The sequence below is a fragment of the Acinetobacter sp. NIPH 298 genome (assembly GCF_000369505.1).
Lineage (GTDB): Bacteria > Pseudomonadota > Gammaproteobacteria > Pseudomonadales > Moraxellaceae > Acinetobacter.
The window spans coordinates 318,025-339,170 of record NZ_KB850053.1 but is presented as its reverse complement, the minus strand read 5'-3'; the positions used below and the strand labels follow the sequence as shown (position 1 = coordinate 339,170).

General features: G+C 38.3%; 15 protein-coding genes and 1 tRNA gene. 8 read left to right on the top strand and 8 right to left on the bottom strand.

What is annotated here, in order from left to right; genetic code table 11:
- The first annotated feature begins 4 nt into the window (after positions 1 to 4).
- The 3 genes from F903_RS16940 to drmB are packed head-to-tail and all read left to right on the top strand — an operon-like array spanning position 5 to position 7,327.
- Positions 5 to 1,759, top strand: a complete 1,755-nt coding sequence (locus tag F903_RS16940) for a nuclease-related domain-containing DEAD/DEAH box helicase (RefSeq protein ID WP_005193968.1) — start codon at positions 5 to 7, stop codon at positions 1,757 to 1,759.
- 2 nt (positions 1,760 to 1,761) lie between these two features.
- Positions 1,762 to 5,463, top strand: coding sequence for a helicase-related protein (locus F903_RS01510; protein WP_005193967.1), 3,702 nt, complete (start codon positions 1,762 to 1,764; stop codon positions 5,461 to 5,463).
- Positions 5,456 to 7,327, top strand: coding sequence for a DUF1998 domain-containing protein (gene drmB, locus F903_RS01505; RefSeq protein WP_034594733.1), 1,872 nt, complete (start codon positions 5,456 to 5,458; stop codon positions 7,325 to 7,327). Before F903_RS01510 ends, drmB begins: the two co-directional genes overlap by 8 nt.
- Here drmB and F903_RS01500 read toward each other — a convergent pair.
- From F903_RS01500 to F903_RS01480, 5 genes are all read right to left on the bottom strand, one after another.
- Positions 7,288 to 8,847 carry a DNA cytosine methyltransferase gene (locus F903_RS01500; protein ID WP_005193963.1) on the bottom strand — a complete coding sequence of 520 codons (1,560 nt, stop codon included), beginning with the start codon at positions 8,845 to 8,847 and terminating at the stop codon, positions 7,288 to 7,290. The genes drmB and F903_RS01500 overlap by 40 nt on opposite strands.
- Before the next feature lie 232 nt (positions 8,848 to 9,079).
- Positions 9,080 to 10,123 (bottom strand): BsuBI/PstI family type II restriction endonuclease, encoded by a 1,044-nt coding sequence (locus F903_RS01495; RefSeq protein WP_005193961.1) that lies wholly within the window; start codon positions 10,121 to 10,123, stop codon positions 9,080 to 9,082.
- Entirely contained in the window at positions 10,107 to 11,129 is a 1,023-nt protein-coding gene (locus F903_RS01490; protein WP_005193959.1) for a DNA cytosine methyltransferase, read from the bottom strand. The genes F903_RS01495 and F903_RS01490 overlap by 17 nt, the downstream gene beginning before the upstream one ends.
- Before the next feature lie 162 nt (positions 11,130 to 11,291).
- A complete protein-coding gene (locus tag F903_RS01485; RefSeq protein ID WP_005193958.1) occupies positions 11,292 to 12,455 on the bottom strand; it encodes a tyrosine-type recombinase/integrase in 1,164 nt (387 codons plus the stop codon).
- A 182-nt stretch (positions 12,456 to 12,637) separates the two neighbouring features.
- Positions 12,638 to 12,727: transfer RNA gene (locus F903_RS01480), tRNA-Ser, on the bottom strand.
- 121 nt (positions 12,728 to 12,848) lie between these two features.
- On the opposite strand from F903_RS01480, the gene F903_RS01475 reads away from it, so the two are divergent.
- The 3 genes from F903_RS01475 (at position 12,849) to F903_RS01465 (ending at position 16,281) form a co-directional block, all read left to right on the top strand.
- A complete protein-coding gene (locus F903_RS01475; RefSeq protein WP_005193957.1) occupies positions 12,849 to 14,729 on the top strand; it encodes a potassium transporter Kup in 1,881 nt (626 codons plus the stop codon).
- A gap of 162 nt (positions 14,730 to 14,891) precedes the next feature.
- Positions 14,892 to 15,968, top strand: a complete 1,077-nt coding sequence (locus F903_RS01470; protein ID WP_005193954.1) for a DNA/RNA non-specific endonuclease — start codon at positions 14,892 to 14,894, stop codon at positions 15,966 to 15,968.
- 70 nt (positions 15,969 to 16,038) lie between these two features.
- Positions 16,039 to 16,281, top strand: a complete 243-nt coding sequence (locus tag F903_RS01465; protein WP_005193952.1) for a hypothetical protein — start codon at positions 16,039 to 16,041, stop codon at positions 16,279 to 16,281.
- Positions 16,282 to 16,340: 59 nt separating this feature from the next.
- Here the strand turns inward: F903_RS01465 and aqpZ are convergent, their stop codons facing one another.
- Both aqpZ and F903_RS01455 read right to left on the bottom strand, forming a co-directional pair.
- Entirely contained in the window at positions 16,341 to 17,033 is a 693-nt protein-coding gene (gene aqpZ, locus F903_RS01460; protein ID WP_005193950.1) for an aquaporin Z, read from the bottom strand.
- 176 nt (positions 17,034 to 17,209) lie between these two features.
- On the bottom strand, positions 17,210 to 18,217 hold the full coding sequence (locus F903_RS01455; protein WP_005193948.1) for an AraC family transcriptional regulator: 1,008 nt from the start codon (positions 18,215 to 18,217) through the stop codon (positions 17,210 to 17,212).
- A gap of 115 nt (positions 18,218 to 18,332) precedes the next feature.
- Between F903_RS01455 and F903_RS01450 the strand changes: the two genes are divergently transcribed.
- On the top strand, positions 18,333 to 18,977 hold the full coding sequence (locus tag F903_RS01450) for a sterol desaturase family protein (RefSeq protein ID WP_005193938.1): 645 nt from the start codon (positions 18,333 to 18,335) through the stop codon (positions 18,975 to 18,977).
- A gap of 338 nt (positions 18,978 to 19,315) precedes the next feature.
- Here the strand turns inward: F903_RS01450 and hisF are convergent, their stop codons facing one another.
- The gene (gene hisF / locus F903_RS01445; RefSeq protein WP_005193936.1) at positions 19,316 to 20,074 is read right to left on the bottom strand and encodes an imidazole glycerol phosphate synthase subunit HisF; all 759 of its coding nucleotides are present in this window, start codon (positions 20,072 to 20,074) and stop codon (positions 19,316 to 19,318) included.
- Between the two features lie 112 nt (positions 20,075 to 20,186).
- On the opposite strand from hisF, the gene F903_RS01440 reads away from it, so the two are divergent.
- Positions 20,187 to 21,137, top strand: coding sequence for a homoserine kinase (locus tag F903_RS01440; protein WP_005193934.1), 951 nt, complete (start codon positions 20,187 to 20,189; stop codon positions 21,135 to 21,137).
- Positions 21,138 to 21,146 lie beyond the last annotated feature (9 nt).

Below are 21,146 nucleotides of genomic sequence, written 5' to 3'. Positions count from 1 at the left end.
ATAAATGCCAAAAATGATTCCAAAAAGAATTGACCCAGATAATCCAAGCCCTGGTGAAATAGAATTCTTTACGAGGATATCTCAAGAAGAAAATATTTCTGACTGGACTATTCTCCACTCTTTGAATATTGCCTCAACGTATCACCAAACCCAAATAATGGGTGAAATAGACTTTTTAGTTATCATTCCAAAGCTTGGAATGATAGCAATTGAAATTAAAGCACATCGTGAAATCCGAATTGAAGATGGTGTGTGGTTTTTAGGTAGAAATGACCAAAGTGGTTCTAGAAACCCTTTTGTACAACTGAAGGATGCGATGTTCAGTCTTCAAAAATACATTTCTGACCACAATTCGTTATTAAAAGGAATTCCAATATTTCCGTTGGTAATTTTTACTCACTGTGAAATAGTGCTTGAAAGTGTAGAAATTGACAGAACTAGCTATGCATCGAGTAAAGAATTCAGAAATGGGAAATTATCTGATTTGTTAGAAAAGAAAATTTCACTTGCTCGTAAGGAATTGCTCAAGAAGAATTCTGCACAATGGTTACGAAATAATCCTGATAGACCTAATGATAAAGATATATTAGATTTAATTAGATTACTTCGCCCTAATATTGAATTGAGTCATCAAGTACTCAATCATTGTGAAGCCATTGAACAAGATTTATTAAAATTTACTACCGAACAATTCGATGCTTTAGATTCCTTGGTAGATCACTCATGTGTCTTGTTTAATGGTCCAGCGGGAACTGGTAAAACATTTATCGCTATAGAGTCAGCTATTAGAGCTTCTAAAGAGGGCAGCAAAGTATTATTTATTTGCATGAATAAGTTGCTTTGTGAACATATAAAGAAACAGCTTAGTGGCTATCCCAACATTACTATTTCGACCTTCCACGCCTTAATAAAATCTTATGATCCTCTGACTCATCCAGACAATGAGTATCAAGAGGGCTATTGGAACAATGACCTACCTCAATTGGCCTATTCTAATATCATCAATAAATCAGAGGATGGTTCATATGACCTTCTTATTATTGATGAGGCACAAGATATTATTGGAAATGATCTTTGGTTAGATTGCCTCGATTTGCTTTTGGCAAATGGACTTCCCTATGGTAAATGGCATATTTTTGGGGACTTTATATATCAATCGATCTATATTAGAAACGTTTCTGAGTCAGAATTAATTAGTAATTTAAGAAAAAGAAACCCAAGCTTTATATCTTACAAGCTTCACAAAAATTGTAGAAATACAGAGACATCATCCCGTCTAAGTTTAACTTTGTTAGCAATGGAATCACCCTACAAAAGCTATTTACGATCTCAATCATCAATTTTAGAATCTCGGTACTACATGTACTCAAATCATTCTGAACAACTAAGAAAATTAAATGAAATTCTTCAAAATTGTTTGAAAGAAGGTTTTAAATGTTCAGATATAGTCATTTTATCAAAAGTAGCTGAGTCTAAGGGCTTAGCTCACCAAAATAAAGTAGGACTTAATGCTGAGGTTTACACTTTCGGTTCTGACCGTTTGAGATACACATCAATACATAAGTTTAAGGGGCTTGAGGCACCAGTCATTATTCTTACTGACTTTGATGAAATTGAATCAGATGAAGCAAAGAAAATGATGTTTACTGGAGCAACAAGATCAACAGATTCTGTTTACTACTTATTTCATAAAAAAATTGAGAACACATTCAGATCCCGCTTTGAGAAAAAGTTAAACAGCATTAAGCGCAAGGAGTAAAAATGAAGACCGGAGCATCTATTAGAGATAACATAATTTTTAAAACTTTACATGAAGAACTAGTAGGACCTTGCGCTTACGGAGAGGAGCTTGATGTCCTTAATTCTCCATCCATCTCATCTGATGTAAATTCACCTTTTGTCACAAAATCAGATAGAGAAGAGATCCTAAAGGTTTATCCAACTCAAAGATATGGGGTAGGTGTTATCTATCCTATGGATACTAATCTTGAAGTGCAACATAATGAAACTCCTCAATCAGCCTCTCAAGAAATTACTGAACAAGTAGCCACTGAATATATAAAGACAGAAAGCTATCAAAACTCATTCCAAGTCAATCAATCAACGTCTGAAGATACTGATGATTTTGATATTTCACTTACCAGCACTAGAGCCCCCTCAAGTATTGGGATTTCTTTTTTATTAGATCCAAAATTATTAAATGAAATAACTTTTGAAGTTTCTGGAGCATTCTATAAAAATTTTAAGGTCAATATACAACGTGAAAGCAAAACTTTTCAAGATAGCTGGTGGTATCGAAAGCCTATCAAAGCTGCATTTAATAAAAATATCTCTGAGTTAGGTAAAAGTTTTCAATTTAATCTCTTAGATGAGTCTAATAATCAATCTGAGGATTTATTGAAGTCGTTTCGGATTGAGGGCGTTACTAGGGAATATCAAGGAAAGTTATTAATAACTATTGCATTAGTTAATCGTCATAACCTACTTGACAACTCATTTGTTGAGCGTAATCAAAAAAGCCTATTTCAATCGCAGCTTCGAATTACCACCCCTAACATAGTCTCACCGTCTATTCTTCCATACCCTGAGGCTGAGAATAATCATCTTAGTGAAGATGAGCTAAGCAATCGATTGTTATATAGAAATGCACCTGTTTTCGCTAGAGGACATGGCATTGCCGCAAATTGGAATAGCCTCCCTTACTCTGAAACTAAATCTGTTACTGAGGTTTTCACAGAGGCATTGCCATTCTTCGAAACACCAAGTATTTCCGCTGAGGTTGAGCTAGATGACCTAACCAAGCTTGAAATTTCAATGGAATCACTCGCCAATTTTGAGTTAAACAATGAAGGTGATCACCAGATCCAAGCCATGATAAAGGCCTATTCACAGTGGATTATTCAAAATCAAAGCTATATTGATTCAGCTGAACTAGAGTCTAAATTAAAAGAAACTGCCTTAACTCACATTAAAAACTGTCAAGAAGCTCTCTCCCGTATTGAGGCTGGCTACTCATTAATTTGTTCTGACCGTCAAGCTCGTCTTGCATTTCAACTTGCTAATAAAGCAATGCTGAAACAACAACAACATGCCCCTAAAACTATTCGAGGTATAAGTTTTGATCAAAATCATCATCCTTATGTAAAAACTAGTTTTCAAAAAAATAATAGTGCAAAAGGAATATGGCGTCCTTTCCAGATTGGTTTTCTACTTATGTGTATTCAAGGTGCTGTTGATAGTACTCATACCGATCATGAAAAGGTTGATCTTATCTGGTTCCCTACAGGTGGTGGTAAAACTGAGGCCTATCTTGGCCTAGCTGCTTTCACTTTAATCTACAATAGATTGAAACGGGGTAGTGAAGCCGATGGTGTACAGGTATTAATGCGCTACACCTTACGTCTATTGACTGCTCAGCAATTACAGCGGGCAGCCACACTGATTTGTTGTCTTGAAGTAATTCGTCAGGAGGAAAAAATTCCTGGTAAAAGATTCAGTATCGGACTTTGGGTTGGAGGAAAAAACACCCCAAATAAAAGAGTACAAGCTCTTAAGGATCTTTCTACTTTAAAATCTAGTATAAGTAGCAATAAAGAAACCTTAAACCCATTCCTATTAGATAGATGCCCATATTGTGCAACTCAAATGGGCATAGTAAACACCCCAGATAATAAAAAGGTGATTGTTGGTTATGTGGCAAATAAACAATCACAATCTGTTATTTTTTCCTGTATAGATACTAACTGTCCTTTTCACTTTCAAATCCCTGTCTTCGTAGTTGATGAGGATATTTACGATGAGCGACCTTCTGTAGTTATCGGTACTGTAGATAAATTCGCGATGCTAGCATGGCAGCCTAAAATTAGAAGTATTTTTGGGATTGGAGAAGATGGAAAAAGATTTTCTATGCCTCCTCAGCTTATAATCCAAGACGAATTACATTTAATTTCTGGTCCTCTAGGGTCCATGGTTGCACTTTATGAGCCTTTGATTGAAAAGTTATGTTCTGAAGACATAAATGGATTGTTTATAAAACCTAAAATTATTTGTGCGACTGCAACTACAAAAGGATTTAAAGAACAGATAAATGGTATCTACGGGAGAGTAAAGGTTGGAATTTTCCCACCTCCTGGTCTAGATGCAGAGGATTCATTTTTTGCAAAATATGCCCGTGATAATGAGGGAAATCTATTGCCAGGGCGTAAATATGCTGGTGTATGCGCACCTGGCCTTGGATCAATCTTAACGACGCAAGTTCGCACCCAATCGGCTCTTTTATTTGCTGCCAATAGAGTTGAAATTGAAAATAGAGATCCTTGGGTCACTTTACTCTCTTTTTATAACAGTATACGAGAACTTGGGGGAGCAATTACTCTATTCCAATCAGATATAGTGAGCTATTTATTAGAACAGAAACGAAGATACCCTCGATGGATTCTCCCTCGCAGAATCTATCAAGGCATGGAGCTTACCAGCCGCTTAAAAGATGATGAGATCCCAAAGGCTCTAGTTTCTCTTGAAGAAAAGCTTAATTTGGCTAATTTGAAAGATATTTATAAAAATTTAGTTCCTGAACTTAAGATCCTTGAAAGTCAGCATCCTGATCTTTCAAAATACACGAATCAATTGATTCAATCACTAGAGCAGAACCAGAAACTAGATCTGGAAGATTATCATTGTATAGAGAACATAAAATTGCTTCTGGATCGAAAGACCCCTAGTGTCAAACTGCCAATCAATTCTAAAAAGTTTTATGACCTAAGCTGTAACTACAATATACAAGCTTATTGCTTAGCTTCAAGCATAATTGAGGTAGGGGTTGATATTGATAGATTATCAGTCATGTCTATTATTGGTCAGCCTAAAACTACAGCACAATATATTCAGGTATCTGGTCGTGTTGGTCGAAAAGCTGATGAGCGTCCAGGATTAGTTGTCACTATCTATAACAACTCTAAACCACGTGATAAATCTCATTATGAAGATTTTAGAGGGTATCATCAAAGACTATACGCAAAAGTTGAACCATCAACAGTTACCCCTTTTTCTAGACCAGCAATTAAACGTGGGTTAGGAGCTATTACTATTGCTAATGCTCGTCAAATATCTCCACTAGATGCAAAACCAAGTGATATTAACAAATCGTTAATAGAATCTTGGAGAGATGAGTTGTTTAAGCTTAGGTCTAATTTAATGAGCTTAGATGAACAGAAGGATTTAACCAGTTTCTTTAATCAACTATTAAAACGATGGGATAATTCAAAAATAACTTATAACGAATGGGGACAATTAAAACCTGATAGTGAACCAGCACAACAGGACCTTCTTATTCCATTTGGTATCATTCGTAATCACAAAGCTAAAATTTGCTGCCCAACCAGCATGCGTAATGTAGATGGCGAATCTAGCTTATGGATTACAGGAGTTTATGATGAATCAGATGAGGATGATTGGGATGAGTAAAAAAAGTGAAGTTAAAACAAGAAAAGGGCAGTTGATTCATACCTTTGGTCCTGGGGCTATGCAAGTCAATAAGAATGGGGTATCAATGATTGCATGTGGTTTGGACTATTGGTTTACAAAAGACGGAACAATAGAGCCTCTGAGTCTGAATGTCATTGATAAGTATAAAATTGATGATAAGCGATTGAGTAATAAATTAGGAGTAAACCATTTTAGAGTTCCACCTAATGCAATAACTATCGATGGGCATCAAAAAGTATTAAGCCCAATTCCAGCGAGTAGATTTCCGTATTGGCATATTTGTAGTAATACAAACTGCCAACGACTTGTTAGAATTTCACCAACGAGGGAAGATGTACCAAAATGTGAGAGTTGTAGTGCTCCTGTTTACCAATCTCGTTTTGTTTGTGGATGTAGTAATGGACATTTACAAGATTTTCCTTGGTTTGAATGGCTAAATAACCATAATGGTACTGAATGCAATGAATCCACATGCAAATTAGCGCTTGTAGGAACAGGTAGTACTACTATTTCTGGTGTTAAAGTGAAATGTCTTACTCACGCTTCAAAACCAGTCACCCTCGCTGGAATTTTTACTAAAACTCAAAAAGGAAATGGAGAGTCATCATCAACTTTGCAGGAGAAAGGGGTTCATTGTTCAGGTCACTCTCCTTGGCTTGGGTGTAATAGTAATGAAGTATGTAATCAGCCGTTAGTTGCAGTATTGCGTCAAGCTACAAATATTTATTTTTCAAAAACCGATTCGTCTATCAAAATCCCGAAAACTGAAAATAATATAAACAGTGAGTTGGAAGAACAATTTGAGAGTCTTCCTTTAGCTCTAAAAGATGTAATCAATGCCAGTGGCGACTTAGAGAGCAAAGTGGCTATTATGATGGGGGCTTTTTATCCCATATTTTCTAAAGAGGAAATAGAAGAGTTTCTTAAAGGTTTACAACTAGGTGAAAAAGATTTTTTGCCTGAAACCGATAGTGATTATAAGTTTCAAGAATATCAATATCTTCTTCAATCAATGTCAAAAATCCCCCTTGTTACCAAGCCATTAATTATGGACAACTTTGAGGGTTGGTTTCAGAATTTCTTTTCAGCAGTAACTCAAGTTAAAGAACTAACCATTACAAACGCTTTCTATGGATTTGATCGTATAGAACCCCAAATTAATCGAACTATTGATAACTATAAAAAATCTTTACGAAAGTCTACGGGAGATATAGCAGATTGGCTACCAGCAGTTCAAATCCAGGGCGAAGGTATTTTTCTTCAGTTTAATTTAGAAAAAATTAAGCAATGGTCTTTGGAGTTTGAAAAAGAGAAAGCCTTTAGGGCTCTGATTGCAAAAGCAGAAAAAGTCCCCCTCTTCCAAAATATCGGAGAGATTGGTCCAGCATTCCTTTTGGTGCATACCTTTTCTCATCTTTTAATGAATCAACTCATTTTTGACTGTGGGTATAGCACAGCATCTTTAAGAGAAAGACTTTATGTGAGTAACACGCCTGAAAGAGAAATGTGCGGACTGCTAATATATACCGCAGCAGGTGATAGTGAGGGCTCATTAGGAGGGCTTGTTCGAATGGCTGAACCAAGCATACTTCAGCCTGTCATTAAAAAAGCTATAGAAAGTTCTAATTGGTGTAGTTCAGATCCTATTTGCCGAGAAGTAGGCAATGATGGTGGTCAAGGTCCTGCTGGTATGAATCTAGCTGCATGTCATAATTGTGCATTATTGCCTGAAACTTCATGTGAAGTTTTCAACTCGCTGCTTGATAGGGGGGCTATAACGAGCAAGGACTTGAGTTGTATGGGTTATTTTGATGAGTTGCTGACCGACTCCAGAATTTCATAGACAATAGTGGCGATTTGTCGAGCCAAAAGCGGGGGGACTGCATTGCCAATTTGATGAAATTGATTAGTTCTTTTACCCATAAAAACGTAAGAGTCAGGGAAAGATTGAAGTCTAGCAGCTTCCCTGACTGTTAAAGAACGGCATTGTGTAGAGTCGGGGTGAATAAAGTAATGCCCATCTTTTGCAATATGGCTGGTAATTGTACTTGACGGCTGATTTTTACCTTGAACTTTGAACCGATCTACAAATTTTCCACTATTCCAACTCTTATGATCAGGAGCTAGGGATCTCGGAAATTCATGATCCTTAGGATTCCTGCCGTAAGTTTCTCTAAAAACTGAGCAAAAAAAGTATCTAACTAGATCACTATCCATATGAGGTCTAGGAGAATGATCTAATATTTTTGAATTTTCAGAGTCAAATACAAAGTCATAGTATTCATGATCCATTATGTTAGGATATTGATAACAAAGTGGTAATGAATCTTCTTCTTTCTCATTATTGAGAAGAAATAAATGTTCTTTTAAGGAGTTGATTAAGATCTCATCTAGCATAGACGCATCTACTTTTATTGTGTGATTGATGCCTTTAGTTATACTTTCTTTCCATTTTTTTACAGTATTATCTGATTTAAAATTTTGACTTCTACTAGAAAATTGACTGCGGCAAAATGGTAAATTTCCTATAGCTTCATTGACTGTAATTTGTGGTTTTTTTTCTAACTTCCCAATTTTTATCTTTTTAGAAGATAAAAGAGAATCCTTTATTCCTAAAATTATAACTCTATGTCTATTTTGGGGAATACCATAATTTTCGCTAGTTAAGATAAATTCCCTGACATTATTAAAGCCATTTACATTCAAACTAAAAGGTTTCCCATTTTTTAAGCTAAATAACGTATATCCTTCACTACAGGTTTGAAGGTCAGATATAATTTTATTAAATACAGGGCCACCATTTACTTGAGAAGAAAGAACTCCTTTTACATTTTCCATGATAAAAATATCTGGAGAAAATATTTCCATTATCTTTAAATACTCTTGATATAGAAAATGTCTTTGATCATTCTCTGGAATATAATTTTTATTTCCTTTATTTCTAGCTCTTCCGACTAAGGAATAAGCTTGGCAGGGAGGTCCCCCAATCAAAACTAAAGGCTTAGTTTTATCAATATCTTCCTTAATCTGATTGAAAATGGAAAGGTCTTTGGATTCATCTTGTCCTAAAGTTAAAAGAAATGTCTCTTGACATGCTTCATCCCATAAATATTTTGTATCTGGATTATGAGGATATGAGCGGTGTCCATTTATATACTCAAGGTACTCTTTGGGTAGTTTTTTTTTGTTTTGTACTAGCTTTCTATAAAAACTTCTAAGCCGTAGAGTTGAATGCGCGCATATATCTTTTTCTATAGAACATAAAGATTTGTATGGGAAAAACTTATCTTTAGTTTGAAATGAGAAAAAGCCTTCCCCTAATCCACCAGGGCCAGCAAAAAGGTCTATGACATTAATTTTCATTTATTTCAACGTAGAGATAGTTGAACACCAGGATAGTACTTTTAAATTTTTTGTAAAGTGCTTTTAGAGTGCTAAAGTACAAAAAATGTTTAAACTATTTAGCTTATTCTATCTAATTAAGAAAGTTGCTTTGGGTCCAAATGAATATTATTTTTGGCTTATTCTTTATATAATTGAATAAGCCTTATTGACTAATTTATTTGATATTTTTGCTCAAAGAATATATAAAAAATTAAGTTCTATTAATATAAGGCCCTAAAAACTTATCTCCATTAAAATGTACTAAGTGATCAGGATTGTCAGCTATCCAAACTTCAGTTTCCCATGCAATATCGGCAATAAAAGTTCTAAATTTGGCTCTATTCTGAAATGCTGTTACATATACAATATCAGCAGAGCAATCTTTAGTTAGCCCCTGAAGCTGTAGTAGCCTTTCTTCACTTATAGGACCTGAAGAGTGGACTGCTTCAATAAGATATAACCAATTTTTTTCTTTGGAATATGCTATAACATCTGGTAATTCTTCATGCGCAATATCGAAAAATCTTAGTTCTTTTAAACGCTTTTTATCCAAATGTAGATGTTTTTTTGCCGTATCACCTACGTATAGAACTTCGGCACCAAAACCATATCTGGGTAAAAATTCTTCAATAATAGATTTTTGTAAATCATTATGCTCACCTAAAGAAAAATTTAACTTTGTTCCATTTGAAAGGGTCACGTTGATTTTGGAAATTTCTCTCTCCCGTCTCAATTTTTCGCTTAATTTCTGGACATTCTCAAGTTTTTTTTGAACCAATTGATTCCAGTTATTAACTCCAAATGATCTTATTAAATCCGAATATAAGGGATTTAACATATAACCTCTAGTAGAGTCATTAGTCGCTGAAGTTGGGGAAGATTTATTGACAATATTAGCCAAGACTAAGTGTTTTAGATCTTTTCTTCTAATATCATCATAAGATCCCGAGCTTATCTTTTCCTCGAAATTTGCATTAATAAAAGTGATTATCTGTCGTGTTGTCAGAGCATGTGGGGTATTTGCATCTTTACAATCTTTTAATTCTTCAATTTTTGTAATTCCACATACTGCTAGAAAAGATAAAGCCATTTTTTCTATACTTCTAGAATATCCTTTTTCTTGCTTTATAGGTATTCCGAAGTGGTCAAGAATAAATAGAATTGTATTTATAAGTTCCTGATTTTCCTTTTTCTTTAGAGTAAATGTATTTGGTTTCTGAGGGTTTTTAGGATTTGGATCAAGATATTGCTTCATTTTCAAATAACTTCAATTGATGAGCTACAGTTGTGTAATCACTTGGATTGTTTGGATCTAGAATATGCTGTTTTATTTGCAAAGCAAGATGATAAGCAAAATAAGGCGCGACTGCATTGCCTATCTGTGTAAATTGACTTGTTTCATTGCCTGAAAAATTAAACCAATCTGGAAAACTTTGTAATCTCGCTGCTTCCCTTACGGTGATTCTTCTACGTCTACCATCTGGTAATCTAATGCGGTGCATATCACCTGTTGCACCTGCTAAATTACGGCATGTTAATGTTCTAGCTGGACGGTCAAGATATAAGTCTCTTGGATTTACACATTTAGATGCTTTCTCATAATTAGCTACATATTGATCCATTGATTCTGTAAAAAATTTAGACTTTTCATCATATTGAAATGCTAAATCTCCTAAAGCCTCACCTACTTTGATGCGCTCTAACTGAGGTTCAGGTAGCTTAATTTTATTTTTAGACCCAAGAACGATAACACGTTCTCTATTTTGAGGGACTTTATAATTAACGGCATTTAATAGTGCATAATCAAGGTGATAGCCTAAATGCTCTAACTCATTAAGAACTTCGTTTAAATACCATTTATTCTTATAAAGCATACCTCTTACATTCTCGAATAAAAAAACTTCTGGTTCGAGTTGTTTAACGGCCTCTATGAAAATGGGAAATCCATCTCTAGAATCTTGTAACCCCAGCTGTTTTCCGCCCACACTAAAAGGCTGACAAGGAGGACCACCTATAACAATATCTGCTTTAGGATAATTTGTTTCGGTTGTTAACTTTTCGTTCAGACACTGACCTAGCAAATTATTATTGTATGTATCAGCCGCATGACTGTTCATTTCATAACCGATTGTTTTGAAACCGCAGGCTTCAAAGCCTAAAGATAGTCCTCCACACCCTGCAAATAGATCTAGAACTGTTTTATTAAGTTCCTTATCTACCCAAGGCTTCAAAATTTTGCTAACTTCATTCGGATAATTCATTAGGAAAAAGACCACTAAAAGACAATGCTATCATATCAAACATACATAAGATTTTTTGCATTCATAGTTAATATGTATAACTGTTTAACATATAAATCCTACAGAGAAATACTTTATAACTTTTAATTTAGCTTTAAAAATTACTTTAGTCAGAAGCAAAACCTATTTTCTCAACCCATCAATAAAATCAGACCATTCCTGCATCATCTTTACTCGATATTCTAGATGTTGTGCATGATTGTAAGCTTGGGAAACAGCATTACCCACTCTATGAGCTAGCTGAATTTCAATTGCATCATGCATATAACCCTGCTCATGTAAGGTTGTAGAGGCAAGCCCACGGAAGCCATGACCAGTCATTTTACCGTTATATCCCATCGTTCGAATTGCACATAAAAGCGCATTGCTGCTAATTGGCTTAGCTGTACTGTAATTATAGAAAACGTACTGTTTTATGCCTGTAATCGATTGAATCCTTTCTAGTATCTCTAAGGCTTGTTTTGATAAAGGCACAATATGAGGCATAGCCATTTTCATTTTGTGTGCAGGAATTCTCCATAAATGATTCTCATAATCAATCTCATTCCACTCCATCATTCTAAGTTCTGCTGTTCTGACAAAAGTAAGGGTCATCAACTGTAATGCAGATCGAATGATAAGGTTGCCGTGGTAGCGATCCATCCGTTCAAGAAAAGCAGGGAACTCAGAAATATCCAAACGGGCCATATGCTTTACTTTGCGTGGTTTAAGTGCCTCGCCTAAGTGTGGGGTGGGATCGTTCTCAATAATACCTTTACGAATCGCAAAACGGAAAATACGTCCAGCTAAAGGAATTGAGCGTTTCGCCATTTCCAGTGCACCACGCTCTTCAATTTTTTTGGCACAAGCGAGCACATCTTTCCCTTTGATTTGATCAATTGGCATATTACCTAGGACAGGGAAAAGGTCTTTTTCAAATACGGATAAATCACGTAAGTAAGTTGCTTCTTTTATAACGGCTTTACGGTCTTGCATCCATTCCATTGTAAGTGCTTTAAAAAGCGTGCTTTCGTCTACCTGCAATTTTTTTTGTTTCTTCGCTTTGTTTGGATTAATTCCATCTTTTAACTTTAAGCGAGCTTCATCACGGATTCTTCTCGCTTGGGCAAGTGTGGTGTCTGGATATGTACCAATACTGAAAATATTTTCTTTGCCCTGAAAGCGAAATTTCATACGCCAATGCATACCACCTGACGGTGTGACTTCCAGATACATGCCTTTTTCATCAGAATATTTGGTTTTCTTTTCAGAAGGTTTGATCTTTCTGACCTGAGCATCTGTAAGCATTACAACGCTTCCCGTAGAATTTGGGGGTATAAAAATAGGTGTAATTTATTATACCCCCAGTTATACCCCCAACTATATCAGGATTCAATAGGGTTAATTGGAAAACATAAGGCAATAAAAAAAGCCTAAACCCTTTAGATCTAAGCTCTTAAGACTCTATGAGATATCATAGAAAGTAAACTTGGCGGTGAGAGAGGGATTCGAACCCTCGATACGCGCAAACGTATACACACTTTCCAGGCGTGCTCCTTAAGCCACTCGGACACCTCACCAAGGTGTGGGATAGTAACCAAAAAAAAACCAACTGCCAAGCGACAAAATCATAGATTTGCAGAAAAAGTTTTTGGCTAGTGGTAATATGGCGCAATCTCAAATCCGATTTGATTGAAATATATGCAAAGTGCTGCAAAAAAAACCGCATTGCCAGTGATGACATTGGCAGCCTTAGGGGTGGTCTTTGGAGACATTGGTACAAGTCCGTTGTATGCCATACGAGAGTGTTTCAACACAGGACACATGGCGATCAATGAAGCATCGGTGTTGGGGATTTTATCTCTGATTTTTTGGTGTATGAACTTAACCATTAGTTTTAAATATGTTTCAGTCATTATGCGCGCAGATAACAATGGTGAAGGCGGGATTATCTCGTTACTGGCGTTAAACCTTCGCTCAAAAGTATTTTCAGATAAAAATAAGATTTACTTGATCGCACTGGGTTTTATCGGCGCATCATTATTTTTTGGTGATGGCATTATCACACCAGCGATTTCGGTTCTATCTGCGATTGAAGGACTGAGTATCGTAACGCCTGCTTTTAATCAGTGGCTGGTTCCGATCGCACTTGGGATTTTGACAGGGCTCTTCATGGTACAACGGCATGGTACAGCCACGATGGGGAAACTATTTGGGCCAGTGACGCTGTTGTGGTTTCTGTCCATTGGCTTGATTGGTCTATGGAGTATTATTCAAACGCCTTATGTGCTGATGATGATCAATCCCTACTGGGCATTTAACTTTGTCTATGAACAGCCGATGATTGCATTTATCACCATGGGCGCAGTGATCCTGACCATGACAGGCGGCGAAGCCTTATATGCGGATATGGGGCATTTTGGGCGTATGCCAATCAAGTTGGCGTGGTTCTGTATCGTCCTTCCTTCTTTGTTATTGAATTATGCAGGTCAGGGCGCGTTATTGCTTCGTAATCCACAAGCAATTGAAAACCCATTCTATCTGTTAGTTCCAGATTGGGCATTATTTCCCATGATTGGGCTTGCAACTGCGGCTGCCGTGATTGCTTCGCAAGCGGTGATTACTGGGGTATTCTCGGTCGCCAATCAGGCGATGCAGTTACGTTACTTACCCCGTTTAACGGTGCACCATACTTCGGATGTTGAACAAGGTCAGATTTATTTGCCCTTTATTAATTGGGTGTTGTTTATTTCCGTCGTTATTTTGATTTTACTTTTTGAAAGTAGTACTGAGTTAGCTAGTGCCTATGGTGTGGCGGTGACCATGACCATGTTGTGCGGCACCATCCTCATTTCGACCTTGGCCTATGGCGTGTGGCGCTGGTCTTGGTGGAAAGTCGCGCTGCTGGCGATCCCTTTTTTATTACTCGATTTAGTATTTGTTGCGTCGACATCATTAAAGATCTTGGCTGGCGGTTGGGTGCCAATTTTAATTGGTGCAGTGGTATATACCATTTTGATGACATGGAAACGTGGGCGCGAGATTGTATATAAGCGTATGGAAACCGATGCGTTATCGCTAGACTTATTTATTAAAAGTATCGGTATGAGCAAGGAAACTCAATTTGTTCCTGGCGAAGCGATCTTTTTAACAGGCACGCCAAATATTGTACCGCATGCGATGCTGCACAATATTAAACATAATAAAGTGCTGCATGAGCGCAATGTGATCGTCACGGTCTATACCGAGGACATTCCATATGTGGCGACAGAAGATCGTGTAAAAGTGGAAAAACTGGATGATCACTTCTATCGCATTTATATGTATTACGGCTTTAAAGATCAGCCTAATGTGCCAAATGCTTTGGAACAAGCTTATCAGGAACTTGGTTTTGAATTCGATATGATGCAAATGAGCTTCTTTATTTCGCGTGATCGTATTGTGCATACTGTTGGGGATGGGATGTCACCGTGGCGTGAAAAACTCTTTATCTCGATGCAGCGTAATACCAGTCCAGTCAGTGACTTCTATCAAATCCCAACCAACCGTGTGGTTGAGTTAGGTAGTCAGATCGAAATTTAGTGATGAATTGATATGAAAATGGCACCATCAGGTGCCATTTTTTATGCTTTGATGATCAAGTGAACAGTTTGACGACATAAAGTGTCGTTCTGAGCCACTTGTGAATATACAGTTGCTGTTTGAGTTGTTAAGCTGCGCGTTAATATTGATTTTGAAGTGGTTATGGCTAGAAGAACAACTCGAAAGCGTAAAACGCAATTCGCTTTTTTGAGCCAAAATGTTGGAAAGATTTTATTAGCTTTGCTCGCAACGAGCAGCTTTGCGATTGCGTTTGGCAATGAGAAAATTTCTAAATTGATTCCATTGCAGAGCACCAATAGCGGTTGTTTAAATCAATTTTATCGGGATGTTCCTCCTTTATTAAGTAAAGAAAGTCTGCAAAAAGACAGCTACGCCCTGTGCTTTAATGATTTTAACGTGATGTATTCAGGCATCTCAAAAACCCCACTATGGTCAGCGGAATATTTAACCCCGCAACGTTTAAGTATTAAAATTAAGCGTGAAGATAATTTCCATGAGGAAACCCGTGTAGCAGAGCGACATCGCGCTTTGTTATCCGACTATCGAGGCTCAGGCTACGATCGTGGGCACATGGCACCCAATGGCGATATGAACAATAAAGCTGCGCAATATGACAGTTTCTCATTGGCCAATATGGTGCCCCAAGCGCCTAAAAATAATCAGGAAGTATGGCGTAAAGTTGAGGAAGCGGTTCGTTCTATCGTGACCAAACAACATAAGGATGCCTATGTCATAACAGGGCCGATCTTTGAGGGTCAACGCTTAAAAACCATTGGTAAAGGGGTGATTGTGCCCACGGCGGTATATAAAGCCGTATATTTACCAAAACAAGGCATTATTGGGGCTTATTATGCCCCGAATAACGCATCACTACAGGTTAAAGTGGTCAGTGTCTGTTATTTAGAAGAAAAGCTCGGGATTAATTTATTTCCACAATTAACCGAGCAGCAGAAGCGCAATATTTATCAGTTGCCTGTATCAGCACAGCAGGTCAAGGCCAATAATGAAATTCGTTATTTGCATTGGGATGGGCAAAGTCAATGCGCAGAAGAAGCGACCACTGACAGTATTCAAGTGCAGCAACGCCAATTTAGTTCAGGTCGAACCCAAGCCGCCGAAGACAGTTCCTCACCGTATATTGATGAAGATGCTAAACAAGCTGTGATCAAGCATTTGGTCGATATGCTGGTTCAGTATTTTTTACAATTGTTGAGATAATGTAGAGCATCTTGCAAAGCAATTGAGCTTGGCGCAGGCTATATCGATATAATAACAACGTGAGAATGAGATGTTTAAACCTTTTGAACATGGTGATGAGTCTTCAGCGATTTATGATCTGACTTTAGAAAATCAGGTCGATTGCGTGAGCTTATATGGCAATTTGCAAATTACTAAAGATCAAGCGGGTCTAAAAACTGCGAAAGCGTTGCAAAGCTTTATTAATGATGTGGTGGCGGCACTCGAGAAAGAAAACTTACCTGCGCAAATCGAGCGTCAAGCTGAACAAGAAATTGAAAATCCGTTTCTTTAAATGCAAATTGAAGCATAAAAAAACAGCCTACGTGAAGGCTGTTTTTTTATGAGGATGTATTATTCGTCTTTCTCACGTCCTACAATTTTATAAATTACCGCACCAATCACGGCACCAATAATTGGAGCGACCCAGAACAACCATAATTGGCTGAGTGCTGCTGTTTCAGCAAAGAATGCCACACCCGTACTACGTGCAGGGTTAACTGAAGTATTCGTCACTGGAATACTGATTAAGTGAATTAATGTTAAAGCCAAACCAATCGCAATCGGTGCGAATCCAGCAGGCGCACGACGATCCGTTGCCCCCATAATAATAATGATGAAGAATGCAGTCAGTACCACTTCAATAATGAAAGCAGAACCTAGAGAAAATTTATTTGGAGACAGATCACCAAAACCATTACTCGCGAAACCACCTGTACCCGCAAAGCCTGCTTGACCTTGTACGATAATGTAAAGGACCAATGCCGCGATCGTTGCACCAATCACTTGAGAAATAATATAAGGAGCAAGTTCTTTTGCTTCAAAGCGTCCACCTACCCATAAACCCACACTGACGGCAGGGTTAAAGTGACCACCTGAAATATGACCAAACGCGTAAGCACCCGTTAAAACGGTGAGACCGAATGCCAATGCCACGCCCATAAAGCCGATACCAAGTTCTGGATAGGCTGCTGCTAGTACAGCACTACCACAACCACCAAAAACGAGCCAAAAGGTTCCAAGAAATTCTGCTAAATATTTGTTCATTGTTATCACCACATATTTTTTAAAAAAAGAAAAACCAAGCATCCAAAACTTTATTATGGATATGTTTAACCCCTGTGAAAAAAATGTGAACTAATTCACATGGGTATATAGGTTCTTGTATAAAGGGTGTAACAACAATGATCAGTTGTGAAACAGTGAGTTCATCAATATTTTTATTACGAATTGTAAATTGTGTTGTTGTTCCGCCACTGTTGCGGTGTTTGTCCCGTCCAAAGTTTAAAAGCGCGCTGAAAAGCGCTTTGCTCTGAATAACATAGCAGTAAGGCGATTTCCTGTAGGCTGAGATGAGGGTCTTTTAAATACTCAGTCGCCAACATAAAACGAATTTGCTGTACACGCTCCTGAAAAGTAGTGCCTTGCTGTTGCAGATGCCGTTGTAACTGTCGAACAGACAGTCCTAATTTTTCTGCAATAAAATCGATCTGATATTGGTTCTTTTGCAAACCTGTCAAAATGGCATGTTGTAGACGTTGATCCAGTTGAGTTGAATTCGGTAACTTGTCTAATAAAGCTTGCGCCTGCTGTAACAGCAGTTGTTGTAGGGTGTGGTCACTGCTTTTTAATGGTTTAAACGCTTCAGCTACTGGCAATAGCAGTTGCGTTTTAGGCTGTTCAAAACGAACCTTGCAGCGAAAATATTGCTCATAAATGCTGATATTTTTTGGAGGGGGATTGACGAAATGCACTTCGTGTAAATGGATACTTTCGCCTGACATAAACAACTTGAGGAATTGCACCATCAATGCAATGGCAATTTCATCGGTGAGTTGGGTTGGATGCGGTTCAGGTGCTTCCCAACGAATGGAAACATAAGGGTCATTAAACTCGACCACCAAAGGGCTGCCATCATAAATTAAGCGATGAAAGTCATGATAGCGTGTTAAAGCTTCGCCCAAATTTTCACATGAAAGCGCAAGATACGCGATAATACCGAGATGTTTAGGTTGCACATAGGCTGCAATTTCTAACCCAAGTCCAGTTTTCGGATCTAAGCGATTGAGATCTTCAAGCAAGTCACGCCAGATCACATAATCGAAGCGTTCTAGGTTTTGAACGTGTTGTAATTGCTCAGGAACAGCAATATTTTCTGCCTCGCAATAGGCTTTGAGTAAATGCCCCAAACCACCAAAAACAGAGCCAGTATAGTTCTTGAGTTGAGACATCCTGTCGACTCCTTAGTTTGTCGTGTTTTGTCAATACAACTATAGCGTATCGTCAATACTTCGCCTACCAAAATTTATATGCTGAATATAAGTCAGGACAGATTGGGAAAAAATCATGCTAAAAGGTTTTATTGCAGGTTTGGCAGTTGCCAATGCATTTGAATGGTTTGCACATAAATATATTTTGCATGGCGTACATCGTTCAGGGCAGCCACGATATAGCCCTGTACCAAAAAGCATGGAATCACATTGGGCCCATCATCGTGAAGTGCGTAAGCAGGAATTTGCCGATGAATGTTATGTGCAAGGATTCGAACATTGGCGCACACGTAATGAAGTGATGTCACTGGCGGTGGTGGCGGGGGTGGCAAGCGTGGCGTTCTATCCATTCTCAAAAGGCATGTCTTTGGCGGCACTCTACAGTGCTGGGAATTATTATTATGTGCATCGCCGTGCGCACTTAGAACCTGATTGGGCGAAGGCTAGCATCCCTTGGCATTATGATCATCATATGAACTCAAACCAAGATGCCAACTGGTGTGTGACGCGTCCTTGGTTTGATTATGTGATGGGAACGCGTGTGGTCTCTTCTGCGGACTTAAAAGAAGCCAATCCATTGGGCATACCTTTACCCGCAACATTCTCTAAGCTGCTTACCCAAGCGATAGAATCAGTTTTTCCTGCCAAGTGGGTGGAACAAAAGCCAAAACTGCTTGCATCTGCTGTGATGAAAGAAGAAGAAAAGCAATCCGTGGCTTAAATTGAGTATTTAAAGGATGCAACGTGCAGAATTGAATCCCTCGATGAGATCGGTATTTAGATCGGTCGTGAGCAAACCAAATGGGGTGCTGTCGTGAATTGTCAATAAAATAGGGTTTTAATGTCAATATTTCTGCTGCTTTTATCGCTATTTTAGCTCAGGCACTTTAAATGCTTAGAATTTACTCAAAATGGCTGTATGTTCTCTTACCCTCTGGCGTTGTATATACGCAGTTTCTATACCTTGCTTAGCAGGGTATTTTTTTGTCTTAAATATGACCACATAAAAAACCTCTCAAATATTAAAGTTGAGAGGTTTGGCGTTAATAGAGAAACGGTTTAGAGGCGCATTTCAATACCTTGCTCAGCAAGATATTGTTTCGCTTCAGGAATGCTATGTTGACCAAAGTGGAAAATTGAGGCTGCAAGGACTGCATCCGCGCCACCTTTTAAAATACCATCGGCTAAATGTTGTAAGTTGCCTACACCACCTGATGCAATGGTTGGCACACTGACGCGGTCATTGATCGCACGCATTAGTGCGATGTCATAGCCTGCTTTGGTGCCATCGGCATCCATACTGGTAATCAATAATTCGCCTGCGCCAAAATCAGCCATTTTCACCGCCCATTCAATCGCATCGATACCTGTCGGTTTACGTCCGCCGTGAGTAAAAATTTCCCACTTATTTTCACCCGTTTTTTTCGCATCAATCGCAACCACGATACATTGCGCACCGAAACGTTGAGAGGCTTCTTGTACAAACTCAGGATTAAATACGGCTGCTGAGTTGATGCTGACCTTATCCGCGCCAGCATTGAGCAGTAAACGAATATCTTCTACTTTGCGCACACCGCCACCGACGGTTAATGGCACAAAGACACTTTCAGCCATGCGTTCTACAGTACGGTAAGTGGTGTCACGTCCATGATGGGTAGCAGTAATATCTAAAAAGGTAATTTCATCGGCGCCTTGTTCGTTATAACGACGAGCAACCTCGACAGGATCACCTGCATCACGAATATCAAGGAATTGAACGCCTTTGACGACTCGACCATTATCAACATCTAAGCAAGGGATAATACGTTTTGCGAGCATAAAATTTTCCAAAAAATCGCCAATAAAGAAAGGAGACCGATTTAGGTGCTACACCTTCATGAAGGGAACAGGTATTCTAGCAAACTTCACAGCTATTTTTTGCAGGTTTTCCATGTCGGTTTATACCCCGTTGAGTTTAGAACAAGTTCAAGCCTTTGCTGAGCCTTATGGTTTGGCAGTGATTGACCTGATTCCAATCCAAGGCGGTATTCAAAACACCAATTATTTTTTGGTGGATCAAAATCAGAAGCAGTATGTTTTAACGGTTTTTGAAGAATTAGATGCGATCGGAGCAGGTGAACTGGTGCCTGTACTGGATTGTTTGGGACAAGCAGGCGTGCCTGTGGCAGTGCCCTTGAAACACCACGGTCAAGCGATTCATAGTATTGCCGATAAACCTGCACAAATTGCGCCACGAATCATGGGTGAACATCCAGAAGATACGACCATTGAGCAGATTCAAGCGATTGCTCAAGCACAAGCAAAATTACATTTGGCTTTGCAAGGCTTTGCTCTAGAACGTGATTTTAACCGTAATCATCAGTATTGGTCAGATGTCGCTGAACAGCTCAAGCCACAGATGAATATTGATGATCAAAGTTTATTGGCGCTGGTCTTTCAGCAATTTGCCGACATCACACAACAACACCCTGATCGTCCAGTGGGCTTTATTCATTCAGACTTATTTAGAGACAACACGCTATTTGAAGGCAATCAGTTAAACGGTATTCTTGATTTTTATGAACTCAATCAAGATGAGTGGCTATTTGATATTGCGATTAGTATCAATGATTTCTGTACTGCCTATCCACAAGCGTATCTTGATCAGAGCAAAGCAGATGCATTCTTGGCGGCTTATCAGGTGATTCGTACACTTAGCGACGATGAGCTGGCGTGTTTAGATATTTATTTGGCGATGGCGGCTTGCCGTTTTTGGAGTATGCGTTTGCAAGTGGCGCAGAAAAATGCAGCGCATGGTCGTACAGGTGAAGATATTTCTCAGAAAGATCCCGTTGAAATGCGAATGATGTTACTAGACCGATTACAACGAATCACAGCTTAGGAAAAAGTC